At 68.5% G+C, this 14,960-nt stretch carries 12 protein-coding genes; 2 read left to right on the forward strand and 10 right to left on the reverse strand.

Going from position 1 to position 14,960, the window contains the following annotated elements; translation table 11 throughout:
* Window positions 1-10: 10 nt before the first annotated feature.
* The 10 genes from AB0M24_RS37685 to AB0M24_RS37730 all read right to left on the reverse strand — a co-directional run bounded on the left by AB0M24_RS37685 (window position 11) and on the right by AB0M24_RS37730 (window position 11,032).
* Window positions 11-2,047 carry an MFS transporter gene (locus AB0M24_RS37685; RefSeq protein WP_363778268.1) on the reverse strand — a complete coding sequence of 679 codons (2,037 nt, stop codon included), beginning with the start codon at window positions 2,045-2,047 and terminating at the stop codon, window positions 11-13.
* A gap of 69 nt (window positions 2,048-2,116) precedes the next feature.
* Window positions 2,117-2,542 carry a hypothetical protein gene (locus AB0M24_RS37690; protein ID WP_363778269.1) on the reverse strand — a complete coding sequence of 142 codons (426 nt, stop codon included), beginning with the start codon at window positions 2,540-2,542 and terminating at the stop codon, window positions 2,117-2,119.
* A gap of 13 nt (window positions 2,543-2,555) precedes the next feature.
* The gene (topA, locus tag AB0M24_RS37695; RefSeq protein ID WP_363778270.1) at window positions 2,556-5,324 is read right to left on the reverse strand and encodes a type I DNA topoisomerase; all 2,769 of its coding nucleotides are present in this window, start codon (window positions 5,322-5,324) and stop codon (window positions 2,556-2,558) included.
* A gap of 129 nt (window positions 5,325-5,453) precedes the next feature.
* Window positions 5,454-6,026, reverse strand: coding sequence for a hypothetical protein (locus tag AB0M24_RS37700; RefSeq protein WP_363778271.1), 573 nt, complete (start codon window positions 6,024-6,026; stop codon window positions 5,454-5,456).
* Window positions 6,027-6,094: 68 nt separating this feature from the next.
* A complete protein-coding gene (locus AB0M24_RS37705; protein ID WP_363778272.1) occupies window positions 6,095-6,652 on the reverse strand; it encodes a hypothetical protein in 558 nt (185 codons plus the stop codon).
* 4 nt (window positions 6,653-6,656) lie between these two features.
* Window positions 6,657-6,788: a hypothetical protein gene (locus AB0M24_RS37710; RefSeq protein ID WP_363778273.1), complete on the reverse strand. Its 132-nt coding sequence runs from the start codon at window positions 6,786-6,788 to the stop codon at window positions 6,657-6,659.
* A complete protein-coding gene (locus AB0M24_RS37715; protein ID WP_363778274.1) occupies window positions 6,785-7,393 on the reverse strand; it encodes a hypothetical protein in 609 nt (202 codons plus the stop codon). Before AB0M24_RS37715 ends, AB0M24_RS37710 begins: the two co-directional genes overlap by 4 nt.
* A 79-nt stretch (window positions 7,394-7,472) precedes the next feature.
* Window positions 7,473-8,054 (reverse strand): hypothetical protein, encoded by a 582-nt coding sequence (locus AB0M24_RS37720; RefSeq protein WP_363778275.1) that lies wholly within the window; start codon window positions 8,052-8,054, stop codon window positions 7,473-7,475.
* Window positions 8,055-8,083: 29 nt separating this feature from the next.
* Window positions 8,084-8,656: a hypothetical protein gene (locus AB0M24_RS37725; RefSeq protein WP_363778276.1), complete on the reverse strand. Its 573-nt coding sequence runs from the start codon at window positions 8,654-8,656 to the stop codon at window positions 8,084-8,086.
* A 63-nt stretch (window positions 8,657-8,719) separates the two neighbouring features.
* Complete coding sequence (locus tag AB0M24_RS37730) at window positions 8,720-11,032, reverse strand: sodium-translocating pyrophosphatase (RefSeq protein WP_363778277.1); 2,313 nt, start codon at window positions 11,030-11,032, stop codon at window positions 8,720-8,722.
* 192 nt (window positions 11,033-11,224) lie between these two features.
* On the opposite strand from AB0M24_RS37730, the gene AB0M24_RS37735 reads away from it, so the two are divergent.
* Both AB0M24_RS37735 and AB0M24_RS37740 read left to right on the forward strand, forming a co-directional pair.
* Window positions 11,225-13,546 (forward strand): DEAD/DEAH box helicase, encoded by a 2,322-nt coding sequence (locus tag AB0M24_RS37735; RefSeq protein ID WP_363778278.1) that lies wholly within the window; start codon window positions 11,225-11,227, stop codon window positions 13,544-13,546.
* A gap of 208 nt (window positions 13,547-13,754) precedes the next feature.
* Window positions 13,755-14,522: an aminoglycoside adenylyltransferase domain-containing protein gene (locus AB0M24_RS37740; protein ID WP_363778279.1), complete on the forward strand. Its 768-nt coding sequence runs from the start codon at window positions 13,755-13,757 to the stop codon at window positions 14,520-14,522.
* Window positions 14,523-14,960: the final 438 nt, after the last annotated feature.

Genomic DNA, 14,960 nt, shown 5'->3' on the forward strand with positions numbered 1-14,960 from the left:
CAGCGCGGGATCAGACGGCGGCTTCGGGGACCGCCCGCTTGCGGGTGGCGAGCAACGGCACCACAGCGGACCGGACTCGCTCGGCCGTCGCGTCCGGGTCGCCGTCGGCCTCGACCACCACGTAGCGGTCGGGATCGGCGGCGGCCATCTCGCTGAGCAGCCGCTGCACCCGCCAGTGGTGCTCCAGAGCGATCGACTTGCCGTCCGCGACGGGCCGGTCCAGCAGGATCGTCAGGTCGGGCCGCAACCTGCCCGTGGCCCAGTCGACCAGGCCTTCGAGCTCCTGGTGTTCCAAAGTCGAGGTCGCGCTGAAGTGGGCCAGCGGTGAGTCGACGTAGCGCTCCATCACGACGACGGAACCCTCGTCCAGAGCGGGCCGCACCTGCCGTTCGACGACATCGGCACGCACAGCAGCAGCAACGAGGGCCTGCGCGCGCACGCCGGCCAGTTCGACCGACGACAGCATCGTGCGCAGACGGCGTTCGTCGTGCTCGGGATCGGCGGCCAGCAGCACGTCGAGACCCTCGGCGCGCAGAGCGGCAGCCAGGCGGCGGGCCTGCACCGACGTGTCCTCGCGGGTGTCGCCCTCGACCGCGATCAGCAGGCCCTTGGTCTGCCGGCGGCCTCGAAGCGCCGCGAACAACGACGACAGCACCGGCTCCTCGCGCCGGTCGTCCATCTGCCGGTACGCGACGAGACCGAGCACGATGGCGATCACCGCGCCGCCGAGCATCACCGGACGGGTCGCGTCGACCTCCATCGGATGCCCGAACACGCTGACCTGGCGCTTCTGCAGCAGAGCGACGACCAGCGGAGCACCGGCCGAGGCGCCGAACAGCACGATCTTGAGCAGAGACTGGATCAACGCGACCGTGCGGCCGCGCATCTCGTCCTCGACCTGCGAACCCACGATCGTCAGACCGGTCAGGAACGCCACACCGGCGCACGCACCGACCAGCGCCACCATCAGCAGCGCCATCCACAGGTGCGGAGCCAGCGCGACCAGCACCAGCGTGATGCCCGCGCCGACGATCGTGATGCCGAAGAGGCGGTTGTAGGCGAGGCGGCGGGCCAGCCGGGGTGCGGTGGCCATACCCACCGCGAGGCCGAGGAACACGGCCACGAACAACAGGCCGAACGTCGAGGCGCCGCCCAGCAGCGACTCCGCGTAGAGCTTGGCGGTCGCGATCACGACACCGGCCGCGGCGAACGCGCCGATCATGCCGATCACCAGGCCGCGGACCAGCGGGGTCGCGGCGGCGAAGCGGATGCCGTCGCGGAACATCGCGACGAAGCCCGGCTTGTCGGCCTCGACCTCCTTCTTCCTGGTCTCGACGCGGCCGGAGAGCTCGGGCAGGCGGGTCGCGATCAACACGGCCGATGTGAAGTACAGGAGCCCGTTGATGATCACCGCGATGGTCGCGATGCGGAACTCGAGGTCGCCGCCGGTCAGGTTCAGGTACGCCGGCACGCCCGCGATCAGCGAGTACAGGCCGAAGCCGCTGATCGTCGAGATGCCGTAGGTCATCACCAGGCCGAGCTGGTTCGCCGACTCCACCTGGTCAGGGCGGCGCAGCAAGTTCGGGACCGCCGACTCCTTGGCCGGGATCCACAGCATCGCGCAGCAGCCGACCAGGAAGTTCGCGACGAAGAGCCAGATCGGAGAGCCGATCAGCGCGATCGAGATGAACAGCGAGCCGCGCAGGACGTCGCAGACCACCATCACCTTGCGGCGGTCGAACTTGTCCGCCAGCACCCCGCCGATCGGCGCGAACAGGATGCCCGGCAGCAGCTGGGTGAGCACGACCAGCGACAGCGCGAACGACTGCCACTGGTAGCTGTTCATCATCTCGGAGACCAGGCCGGTCAGCGCGAGCAGCGACAGCCAGTCACCGACGCTGCACAGGTACGTGACCAGCCACAACCGGCGGAACGGCCGGATCGCGAGCACCGACCGCAGCCGGTGGACCGTGGACACGCTGGACTGGGCGGACCCTGCCTGGCCTGCCTCGGTCACTCCTGTGTCCGCGTCCTGAATCTCAGTCACCCCTCATCGGCCCAACCCGTGGGATCAGGGTAACCGGCGCAGGCACGCCGCAACGCCGGACTCTCAGCCTCAGCCGCTGAAGATCGCCCCAAGAATGTTCACGAGCACCAGGACAAAGAAGCCGATCACGATCAGGCAGCCGATGAACGCGGCCACGCCGTTCGACTGCTTGGCGGGCTGTTGTTGTTGCGCCCCAGGGAACTGCGGCGCCGGCGCGAACTGCTGCAGGCTCGGCTGGGGTTGCTGCTGGGGCGCTCGCGGACGGCGGCCGCGCGGCCTGCGCTGCTCCTGCTGCATCTGGTTCCAGATGGCCTGACGCATCTCGTCCGTGGGCGTCGGCGGTGTCGGCACCGACACACGTGACGTGGCGTACCCGGACGTCCACTGAGGAGCGATGAAGACGTCGGCCGTCACCAGGCCCGCCAGCGGGTCGGGGAACAGCCGGGGAGGTGGCGGGGCCTGAGTCCCGTCCGGACCGAACTCGTTGATCGGCACCGCCACCCCCTGCTCAGCTCTTGGTCTTGGCCGGAGCCTTCTTGGCCGCCGGCTTCTTCGCGGCCGCGGGCTTCTTGGCAGGAGCCTTCTTCTTGACCGGCCCCTTGGCGCGCTTCTCGGCCAGCAGCTCGGCCGCGCGCTCGTCGGTGATCGACTCGACGCTGTCCGTCTTGCGCAGCGACCCGTTGGTCTCACCGTCGGTGACGTACGGGCCGAAGCGGCCCTCCTTGATCACCATCGGCTTGCCGGACACCGGGTCGTTGCCCATCTCGCGCAACGGCGGTGCGGCGGCCGCACGACCGCGCTTCTTCGGCTCAGAGTAGATCTTCAGAGCCTCTTCCAGCGTGACCGTGAAGATCTGCGCCTCGTCCGTCAGCGACCGCGAGTCCGTGCCCTTCTTCAGGTACGGGCCGTAGCGGCCGTTCTGCGAGGTGATCTCGGCACCCGTCTCCGGGTCCTTGCCCACCACGCGCGGCAGCGAGAGCAGCTTCAGCGCGTCGTCCAGCGTCACCGTGTCCAGCGACATCGACTTGAACAGCGAGCCCGTGCGCGGCTTGGGAGCCTTCGCCTTCGACGGCGCGGCGCCGTTCTCGGCCGGGTCGGGCAGCACCTCGGTCACGTACGGGCCGAAGCGGCCCTCCTTCGCCACGATCTCGTTGCCCGAGACCGGGTCGGTGCCGAGCGAACGGCCCTCCTGCGGCGTCGAGAACAGCTTCTCGGCGATCTCGTCGGTCAGCTCGTCCGGCGCCAGGTCGTCCGGCAGGTTCGCGCGCTGGGCGGCACCGTCGACCTCGCGCTCCAGGTACGGCCCGAACCGGCCGACGCGCACGACGACCGTGCGGCCCTCGGAGTCGCTGAACAGCGGGATCGAGTTGACCTCGCGCGGGTCGATGTCCTCGACACCCGTGCCGACCAGCTTCTTCAGGCCGCCGGAACGGCCGATCGAGCCGTCCGGGCCGATGCTGCCGCCGAAGTAGAAGCCCGACAGCCACGTCGTGCGCTGCTGACGACCGGCGGCGATGCCGTCCAGCTCGTCCTCCAGCGCGGCGGTGAAGTCGTAGTCGACCAGGCGGCCGAAGTGGCCCTCCAGGAGCCCGACCACGGCGAACGCCACCCACGACGGGACCAGCGCTGCGCCCTTCTTCCACACGTAGCCGCGGTCCTGGATGGTGCTGATGATCGACGAGTAGGTGGAGGGACGGCCGATGCCGAGCTCCTCCATCGTCTTGATCAGCGACGGCTCGGTGAAGCGCGAGGGCGGCGAGGTGGTGTGACCGTCCGCGGACAGCTCCGCGATCGTCAGGTCCTGGTCCTTCACCAGCTGCGGCAGGCGCGACTCCGCGTCGTCCGACTCTCCACCGGCCTCGGCGTCGACGGTCTCGACATAGGCCTTGAGGAAGCCGGCGAACGTGATCGTGCGGCCGGACGCGGCGAACGTGACCTCCTGGCCGGTGCCCGCGCGACCCACGATGCGCACGCTGGTCGTGTTGCCCCGCGCGTCGGCCATCTGGGAGGCGATCGTGCGCTGCCAGATCATCTCGTAGAGCTTGAACTCGTCCGCGTCGAGCTCGGCGGCCACCTGGCCGGGCGTGCGGAAGACCTCTCCCGCCGGCCTGATCGCCTCGTGAGCCTCCTGCGCGTTCTTGACCTTGCGCGTGTACTGGCGGGGCTGCGGCGACACGTACTGGGCGCCGTAGAGGTCCGTCGCCTGCGTGCGGGCCGCGTTGATCGCGGTCTCCGACAGCGTCGTGCTGTCGGTACGCATGTAGGTGATGTAGCCGTTCTCGTACAGCTTCTGGGCCGTGCGCATCGTGCGGTCCGCGGAGAAGCGCAGCTTGCGGCCGGCCTCCTGCTGCAGCGTCGAGGTCATGAACGGCGCGTACGGCTTGCGCGTGTACGGCTTCTCCTCGACGGAGCTGACCTTGACCGGCGCGTTCTGCAGCCCGGCCGCGATGGCCCTGGCCTGCTGCTCGTCCAGCACGACCACGTCGGCCTTGCCGGTGAGCTTGCCGTCCGAGCCGAAGTCGCGACCCGTGGCGAGCCTCGTGCCGTCGACGGCCACGAGACGCGCGCCGAACTGACGCGGCGTGGCCTCGGCACCGGCGTCCATCTGCGCGGAGATGTCCCAGTAGCTCGCACTCACGAACTTCATGCGTTCGCGCTCGCGCTCCACGACCAGACGGGTCGCCACGGACTGCACGCGGCCAGCCGAGAGCTTCGGCATGACCTTCTTCCACAGCACCGGGCTGACCTCGTAGCCGTAGAGGCGGTCGAGGATGCGGCGGGTCTCCTGCGCGTCGACCAGGTCCTGGTCGAGGTCACGGGGGTTGGCGGCAGCGGCCTGGATCGCGGACTCGGTGATCTCGTGGAACACCATCCGGCGAACCGGGACCTTGGGCTTCAGGGTCTCGAGGAGGTGCCAGGCGATGGCCTCACCCTCGCGGTCACCGTCTGTCGCGAGGTAGAGCTCGTCGACGTCCTTCAACGCTTCCTTGAGCTCGGTGACCAGCGACTTCTTGTCAGCGGAGACCACGTAGAGGGGCTCGAAGTCGTGGTCGACGTCCACGCCGAGCCTCGCCCACGCCTGGCCCTTGAACTTCGCGGGAACGTCGGCGGCACCGCGCGGCAGGTCCCGGATGTGTCCCCTGGAGGACTCCACGACGAAGTTGGCGCCGAGGTAGGACGCGATCTTGCGCGCCTTCGTGGGCGACTCGACGATCACAAGTCGTCGGGTGCTGCCCGCTCCTCCGCTGCTCTTTCTCGTCCGTGTCGATCCAGCCACTCGCCGTCCCGCTCTCTTCCAAACCCGGTTCCCAGGCCCGCCAGTGTTGCCCAGCGTCGGCCGAAAAGCACACCATCCGCGACGCCTGTACGACGAGACAGAGTGACACAACCTTGCCGGACCGCCCGCTCAGGCCGCCGGCCAGGTGCTGCACGCCACCCCGTGCGGAGGGCTTCCGACCAGCTCAGCGAGCCTCGCGAGGCGCCGACGGCCGGTTACCCGCAACGCGGGTGCCCCTACCAGGGTGCACGGAAGTCCCGACGCGAGCAGGGCATTTTGCAACGGCAGGTGTGTCTGCGGTGCGTTGGGGTCCAAACCGAGCAGGTACGCCGACTCCATCCAGCTGCCCGCGGCCAGCGCCCAGACCCGCAGCACTGCTCCGTTCAGCTCGAAGTCCTCAGGCATTCGTTTTGCAGATCCGTCCAGCCAGCGGGCGGCCAGTCCGGTGAGATCCGTCCGGAACGGCGTGCGGACGAACCGCGTGCCCTCCTCGTTGACGCACAGCTCCGTCGTCACGCCGCGCTCGGCGCACGCCTGCTTGAGCGGCCCCAGGCGCCACTCGTCCCTGAGCTCGACGTAGACGCGGGCCGCCGTGCCGCGCGCGAAGCTGACGGCCTGTCCCGGCCCGCAGAGGAAGCCGGCGAGGTCCGCCTTGGCCGGCGTGCGCGCCTCGGCCGAGAAGAAGGACAGCTGCCCAACCACGGCCCACAGAGTAGAACAGGCGTTCGACTGTGACCAGTGGTGCGTGTGTGACTACGCCGGTCGAGCGACTACTGCTGCCCCAGCACCTGCCCCTTGGACTTGATCTCCGAACACGGCGCCGACTTGACCAGCGCGTCGGCGTACTTCGGTCGTTTCTGCAGGTCCTGGAAGGTCTCGCGCAGATCTTCCGGACTGCTGACCTGGTTCTTCGCGGCCAGGATCTTCTCGGCTTCGTCCCAGAACTGCGCGTTCGGTTCGAGCTTCTCCACCGGGGCCTGCGCGTCCTGATACGACTTCGCCGACTGCTGGACGAACTTGAGCAGCCGTTCGTGGACCTTGTCGAGGTCTCCGTCCGGCGAGCCGAGCTCGGTCAGCTTCTTCTCGGCCGTCCCGAACGCCGTCGCGTTCGCAGTGACGAGCTTGACGTAGGCCGCCTTCACCGCGACTGGGTCTTTCGCGTCCTGTTTGCGCAGCTCAAGGCCCGCTTCCATGCCCGGGAGGACGCCGTTGCAGAAGGCGTCGACCCACTGGCCCTGGGCGTCGGTGAGCGGCGCTTCCTTGCTGTCACCGCACGCGGTCAGGGCGACGGAACCGGCCAGGGCGACGGCGAGCAGGCGTGTCCTCACGTGGCTATTTTCCACCGGCGAGTTTCTGCCAGTCGGCGCACACCTTGTTCGCGCGGAAGACCTCGCCGTACTTCGGGATCTCCACGGCGATCGCGGCCGTGCTGAGAACGGCCGCGACCAGGCGAAACGTCGTCACTTGCCGATCAGCTTCCCGAGCTTCTCGCGCATCTGCACGCACTCGGGCGCCTTGGCGATGGCGTCCTTGTACTTCGGGTCCGAGTCGAGCTTCTTGATCTGCTCGGAGAGCTTCGACGGGTCCGCGGAGTCGCCGCCGAGCTTCTCGACCTGGTCCATGAAGTCGGGCGCGTTGGCGTCGAGCTTGCGCATCTGCTCGGCGACCGTCACGTACTCCTTGGCCGCCGTCCCGAACAGCTTCACCATCTCGTCGTGCAGGGCCTTGGCGTCCTCACCGGGCGCGCCGATCTCCTTGAGCTTGGTCTCGGCCTCGGCCATCGACTTCGAGCCCGTGTCGAGGATCTTGAGCATGCCGTCCTTGAGCGCCGCCGGGTTGTCGGCGTTCGCGGCGGCGACGGCGATGAGCTCGACCGCACCCGTCAGCACCGGCGTCGTGCCACCGCAGAAGGCACCGGCCCACTTGACCGGGTCGCCGGACGCCGCCGGGGTCGCCGAGGTCGTCGTAGGCGTGTTGTTCTGCGCGGACGGCGCCGCGCCGCCCGAGCAACCGGTGACGGCGAGCGCTGCCGCGGCGCAGGCGGCGATGATCGAAAAACGTGTGTTCACGGTGGAATCCCCCAGAAACGTCGAACCAGACCGGCGGAAGGTACACGTTCGGGGGATTCGATCCGTTGCCTGAAATCTGTCAGGAAGTCGGCGTCGGCGCCGTCGAGATGTTCAGCTCCTTGCAGTTGGCGGCCTTCTGCGCGGCCGAGCCGAGACCCGTCTCGTCGAACTTCTTCTGCACGTCGGCGCCCGTCGACTCCAGCGCCGCCGCCTTGCTGATCATCTCGGTGAACGCCGTGACGACCTGGGTGGCGTCGGTCGCGGAGTCGAGCTTCGACTTGGTGTCGCCGAGCAGGGTCCTGATCTGGCCCAGGCCCTGTTCGGCCGCCGTGACCAGCTCCTTCGACTTCGGGTGCGGGCCGTTCTCCAGCGCCTTCAGGTCCGCGATCGACTTGTCGACCGCGGCGACCTTGGTGCCGAGCCAGTCCGAGAGGCCCGTCTTGAGCTTCGACGGGTCGTTCATGTCGATGTTCGGCTCGTCCGACATGGCCTTCACGGTGCCGCCGACGGCACCGCAGACCTTGTCCATCCACGCCACGACGTCGGCCTCACTGGCAGTGGCCGTCGTCGGGGACGTGGACGAACCTCCGCTGCTGCACGCCGTGAGCGCGAGCAGACTCGCCAAAAGGGCAATGACTGTGTGACGCATTGGGTGACGCATGGCGCGGAAGCTACTCCGAACGGCCTCGCTCAGCTCGTCGGCGTGATGTTGAGGCGCTGCATGTCCTGACAGTTCTTCGCCGTCTGGGTGGCCTTCTGCAGCTCGGGAACACCCTTGAGGTCCCGCAGCGGGTCGGCGAGCTCCGAGAGCTTGGCGATCGCCTCTCCGGCGGCTTGGAGGCCTCCGGTGGCGTTGTTCGGGTCCGCCTGCTCGACCTTGGCCTTGGCCTCGGCGAAGACGGTGCTCAGGGAGGTGAACGTCTCGGCCATCTTGTTGACGGCCTCCTCGCCACCCGCGACGGGTGACGGACCGACGTTCTTGAGGCCTTCGGCGGACTTGCTGAAGGCATCGGCGAGCTGGCCCATGTAGGTGGCCATCTCGGCCTTGAGCTTCGCGGGATCGCTGGCGTCGAGCTTCGGGGCCGTCTTCTCGATCTTGGCGAACTCGGACGCGGCGCCGCACACCTTGTCCATGTAGGCGACGGCCTGGGGGCTGGCCGCGCCGCTGGTGGGCGTCGATGAAGTGCCGGAGTTGCCGCCAATGGTGCACCCGGCCAGCGCGGCGGCTGTGATCACGGCAGTGGCGACGAGGCGGAGCCTCATGTCGTAACTCCTCGGTCGGGGTACGTCGGGGGAAGCCCGAACGTACCCCGACCGGAGGCGGAACTACGCGGCGCCGTTGCTCACGGTCTCCGCGGGCGCGTCGGCGATCGCGGTGCCGCGACGCTTGGACACGACCACCGCACCGACGATGATCAGTGCCGCGACCACTGCGATCGCGATGCGGATCGGGTCGGACGCCTGGTCACCGATGGAGAAGGTGACGATGGCGGGCGCGATCAGCACCGAGACCAGGTTCATGACCTTGATCAGCGGGTTGATGGCGGGGCCGGCGGTGTCCTTGAACGGGTCGCCGACCGTGTCGCCGATGACCGTCGCGGCGTGGGCGTCGGAGCCCTTGCCACCGTGGTTGCCGTCCTCGACCAGCTTCTTGGCGTTGTCCCAGGCACCACCGGAGTTGGCCAGGAAGACCGCCATGAGCGTGCCGGTCGCGATCGCGCCGGCGAGGTAACCCGCCAGCGGGCCGACGCCGAGGCCGAAGCCGACGGCGATCGGGGCGAGCACGGCCATCAGACCCGGAGTCGCGAGCTCGCGCAGCGAGTCCTTGGTGCAGATGTCGACGACCTTGCCGTACTCCGGCTTCACCGAGTAGTCCATGATGCCGGGGTTCTCGCGGAACTGACGGCGCACCTCGAACACGATGGCACCGGCGGCGCGCGTCACGGCATTGACCGCGAGGCCCGAGAACATGAAGACGACGGCCGCACCGATCGCGATGCCGACGAGGACGTTCGGGCTGAACACCAGGTTGGTGAACGACACGGGCAGGTCGCCCGGGATGTTGCCGACCTTGATGATCGCCTGGGTGATCGCGTCCTGGTACGAGCCGAACAGCGCCGTCGCGGCGAGCACGGCGGTCGCGATCGCGATGCCCTTGGTGATGGCCTTGGTGGTGTTGCCGACCGCGTCGAGCTCGGTGAGGATCTGCGCGCCCTCGCCGTGCACGTCACCGGACATCTCGGCGATGCCCTGCGCGTTGTCGGAAACCGGGCCGAAGGTGTCCATCGCGACGATGACGCCGACGGTCGTGAGCAGACCACAACCGGCGAGCGCGATCGCGAACAGCGCGACGACGACCGAACCCGAGAGCAGGAACGCGCCGTAGACGGCCGCACCGATGACGAGCGCGGTGTAGACGGCCGACTCGAAACCGACCGAGATACCGGACAGGATCACCGTGGCCGCACCGGTCAGCGAGGTCTGGCCGACCTCCTTGACCGGCTTGTGGTCCGTACCGGTGTAGTAGCCGGTCAGCCAGAGGATGACGCCGGCGAGCACGATGCCGATGATCACCGCGACGGACGCGATGAGCGCCGGGTTGCCGCTGGTGGCCTTGACCGCGTCGCTGATGCCGTTGAGGTCCGCGAAGGAGCTCGGCAGGAACGCGAACGCCGCGATCGTGCACAGGACGGCAGAGATCACCGCGGAGATGTAGAAGGAGCGGTTGATGGCCGTGAGGCCGCTCTCGCCCGCCTTCGCGCTGGTCGTGTAGACGCCGATGACCGCGGTCACCACACCGATCGCGGGAACGATCAGCGGGAACAGCAGGCCCTGCGCGCCGAACGCCGCGGTGCCGAGGATCAGCGACGCGACCAGCGTCACGGCGTAGGACTCGAAGAGGTCCGCGGCCATGCCGGCGCAGTCACCGACGTTGTCGCCCACGTTGTCCGCGATGGTGGCGGCGTTGCGGGGGTCGTCCTCGGGGATGCCCTGCTCGACCTTGCCGACCAGGTCGGCGCCGACGTCGGCGGCCTTCGTGAAGATGCCGCCACCGACACGCATGAACATCGCGAGCAGCGCGGCACCGAAACCGAAGCCCTCCAGGACCTTCGGGGCCTGACCGGCGTACACGAGCACGACGAGCGCGGCGCCGAAGAGGCCGAGGCCGACCGTCGTCATACCGACCACACCACCGGTGCGGAAAGCGACGCGCATCGCCTTTTCGCGACCGCCTTCACCTTCGTTGGCGGCGGCGGCGACACGCACGTTGGCGCGCGTGGACAACCACATGCCCAGGTAGCCGATAGTCGCCGAGAACGCGGCACCGACGATGAAGAACAACGACCTGCCGATTCGTTCGGCAAGATCGTCCGCCGGTAGCGCGAACAGCAGTACGAACACGATCACGACAAAAATGCCGAGCGTGCGGAACTGCCGGTTGAGGTAGGCCGCTGCGCCCTCCTGAACCGCCTTGGCGATGTCCTGCATCTTCGGGGTGCCCTGGCCCGCGGCCAGCACCTCCCTGAGCAGCACGTACCCGACGGCGAGAGCAGCCAGGGCGACCACGGCGACCACGGCTACGACGCCGCGATCACCCCCGGAGAGCTCGAGGCTCTCCGCGAGGAATTGCCGGGACATCCGTCCTCCTGGTGAGTTGCCATGTGCAGCGCCAAGGCAGACCAGCCGCCCAGCGCGACGTGACGCATCCCTCATTGGATGCGATGAGCGGGGAGTCTAGGGGGTACTTGCAACGGGGCAACGAACCGTCCCGATCCGTGCACACACCGTTATCTGCGCAGGAAGTCGAGCACGGCCCAGTCAGGACTGTCGGTGGTGTATGCGAAGCTCGGCTCTGTGGTGGATCAGGGACGGCGGTTGCTGGACCGCGTGCTGGCGGGCGTTCCCGCCGGGGAGTCGCCTCTCACACACGCGCGTGATCTGCCGTTGCGGCAGGCTGATCACGTCGAATGGCCCTCGTGGGCGGCTGCCGACGTGGTCGCCGCCTTCACCGAAACCGGTGTGCGCGAACCGTGGCGGCACCAGGTCGAGGCAGCTTCCCTTGCGTGGTCTGGGTCACACGTCGTGCTGGCGACAGGTACAGCGTCCGGCAAGTCGCTCGCCTACCAACTGCCCGTGCTTTCCACTCTTTTGGCGGACACGAAGGCCACGGCTCTGTACCTGTCACCGACCAAAGCCCTTGGGGCGGACCAGCTCCGGTCGCTCGACGAGCTCGGTGTCAAGGGAGTGCGCGCGGCGGCCTACGACGGCGACACCCCGATGGCCGAACGCGACTGGGTCAAGGCGCACGCCAACTGGGTCTTCACCAACCCGGACATGCTGCACCGCGGAATCCTGCCGCAGCACCCGAAATGGCTCCGGTTCTTCCGCAGGCTGAAGTACGTGGTGATCGACGAGTGCCATTCCTACCGCGGCGTTTTCGGGTCGCACGTGGCGTTGTTGATGCGAAGACTTCGCCGGGTCGCGCGGAAATACGGCGCGGATCCGATCTTCGTTTTGGCATCGGCCACTGTGGCTGATCCTTCCGCTTCGGCCGCGCGATTGCTCGGCGTGCCCGTTTCCGCTGTAGTGGACGACTTTTCGCCGCGCGCCTCGCGGACGGTCGCGCTGTGGGAACCTCCGCTGACCTCTCTGGAGGGTGAGAACGGCGCCCCGATCCGGCGGTCCGCGGGCGCGGAGACGTCGCGAATCCTGGCCGACCTCGTCGTCGAGGGCGCACGGTCGCTGGCCTTCGTGCGGTCCCGGCGCGGAGCGGAGCTGACGGCACTCGGCACCCAGCGCATTCTGTCCGAAGTGGACAGTGAGCTGCCTTCTCGCGTGGCCGCGTACCGGGGCGGGTTCCTGCCGGAGGAGCGGCGGGCGCTGGAGAAGTCCCTGTCCACGGGCGACCTGCTGGGCGTGGCCACGACGAACGCGCTCGAGCTCGGCGTCGACATCGCCGGCCTCGACGCCGTGGTGGTGGCCGGTTTCCCGGGCACTTTGGCGTCGTTCTGGCAGCAGGCGGGCCGCGCCGGCCGGTCCGGTGACAGCGCGCTCGTGGTGTTCGTGGCGCGCGACGACCCGTTGGACACGTACCTGGTGCACAACCCGGCCGCGGTGCTGGACCGACCGGTCGAGGCGACGGTGCTGGATCCGTTGAACCCCTATGTATTAGGGCCGCAACTGGCCTGCGCCGCGTCCGAGATGCCGTTGACCCCGGCCTGCCTCGACGACTTCGGCGGTCCGCTGGCCGAGGCCGTGCTGGACGAGCTCGTGGCCGAGAAGCTGCTGCGCCGCAGACCCGCCGGCTGGTACTGGTCGTCGCACGACCGGCCGCACGCCGGTGTGGACATCCGCGGCTCCGGCGGCGACCAGGTGGCGGTCGTGGAGGCGGACTCCGGCCGGATGCTCGGCACCGTCGACCCCGGATCCGCCTGCTGGCAGGTGCATCCCGGCGCCGTCTACCTGCACCAGGGCCGTGCGTACGTGGTCGACGAGCTCGACCTGGAAAGCGGCCTCGCGATGGTGCACCGCGAAGACCCGGAGTGGACGACGCAGCCGCGCGACTGCGTGGACATCACAGTGGTGCGCGAGGTCGAACGCACCGATTTCGGTGGCGTGTCGGTGTGCCTGGGCGAGGTCGAGGTCACCACGCAGGTCGTCGGCTACCTGCGACGGCTGCCGTCCGGCGTGGTGCTGGACCAGATTCCGCTCGACCTCCCCGAACAGACGCTGCAGACCCGCGCGGTCTGGTACACGGTCGACGAGTCGCTGCTGGTCGCCGCAGGTGTTGAAGGCAAACGGATCCCCGGCGCGCTGCACGCCGCCGAGCACGCGGCGATCGGCCTGCTGCCGCTGTTCGCGACGTGCGACAGGTGGGACATCGGTGGCGTGTCGATGGCCGTGCACCCGGACACGGGCATGCCGACCGTCTTCGTGCACGACGGCCATCCCGGCGGCGCGGGCTTCGCCGACAGAGGCTTCGAAGCGCTGCGGGCGTGGCTGTCGGCGACGCGTTCGGCGATCAGCTCGTGCGCCTGCCCGATGGGGTGCCCGTCGTGCGTGCAGTCGCCCAAGTGCGGCAACGGCAACGACCCGCTGGACAAGGCCGGTGCCGTGCTGGTGCTCGACGTCGTGCTGGGCAAAATCGCCTGACCGTGCCGGATTCGCCCGGTTATGGTGGGGTCGTGACCGCATGCAGCTGCAACGCCACAGACCGGACTCGTCGCCTCTAGCGCGGTAGAGCCGAATGCTCGCCGTGCCCTCGCGCGCGGCGTGATCGCCCCGACGCTCGCTGACGCGGGGTGTCGAAAGCTCCGCCGCGCCCGTTCCCCTTCTGGCCACGGGTTCATTGGAGTCTGCCTTGTTCACGCCATTTTCTGATCTTGACGCACTGCTCGCCGACCTCGTCTCGTCGGTCCGCGAGATCCTCGGCCTCACCTACGTGGGCGCCTACGTCCAGGGCTCTTTCGCTCTGGGCGCCGGTGACATCCACAGCGACTGCGACTTCATCGTCGCCTGCACCGAGCTGCCTTCGGGTGCTGCTGAGGCCGGTTTGCGCGCTTTGCACGACGAGATCCCGTTGCGGCCAGGCCACTGGTCGACCGAGATCGAAGGTTCCTATGCCGACGTCGAGTCGCTGCGCTCGGTGGCAGGCCTGGGGGTTCCGTGGCTGTTCAACGACCACGGTCATCGCACGCTGATCTGGGACACGCACTGCAACAGCGCCCACGCCCGGTGGATCCTGCGCAACCACGGCATCGTGCTGGACGGACCGCCGATCACGTCTTTGGTCGACGAGGTTCCGGCTTCGGTGTTGCGCTCGACGATGCGTGCTGATCTCCCGATCCTGTGGGAGGGCATCAAGTCGTGGGCGCCGATGGACGTCGCGTGGACTCAGCGCTACATCGTCGCCCAGTACTGCCGGACGCTCTACACACTCCACACCGCTGAGGTGACCTCGAAGCGCGGGGCTTTGGAGTGGGGATTGATTGTGCTGGATCAGCCGTGGCACCCGCTGATCCAGCAAGCTCTTGAGGACCGGGACCTCGGCTGGGACGCCGACGCTGCCCCGCGTCCGGGAAGCATGGAGCAGACGCGAGCTTTCGCGGCCTACTGCGAGCTTCTGTAGTTGTTTCGTGGGCGCGGCGCCTCGGCTCACGGGTACCGAGGCGCCGCGCTCTCCACGTGCCGAACACTGTTTTCCCGCCTGCTACCGCTTCGCGACCGGATCCCTTGGAACATCGGTGGAATCTGGTTGTTCGTCTCGACAGGACACGCGGGAGGCGACGGTGTCGACTGTCATCGGGACGAACTCCGGGGAGGAGCCGGCTTCACCGACCGCGGCAGAGCGGTTGCCCTGCCACTAACGTTCCTCGGCCCGGTCGTTATCGCGGGAGGCTGTCCTTCGGGGTGCGTGTTCGGCTTTTCGCCCGTTCCTCCGTGGCCCCTCAAGTGCGGGGTAGAGAGGCCGATCATCGGATCGGGCTGGGTGGAACGGCCGTGCAGGGCATCGCCTTCGGGGTTGTCGGGGAGAGTCCACGACGACACCCAGCACGGCCGGGCTCTT

Source organism: Lentzea sp. NPDC051838, from assembly GCF_040681245.1.
Taxonomy (GTDB): domain Bacteria; phylum Actinomycetota; class Actinomycetes; order Mycobacteriales; family Pseudonocardiaceae; genus Lentzea.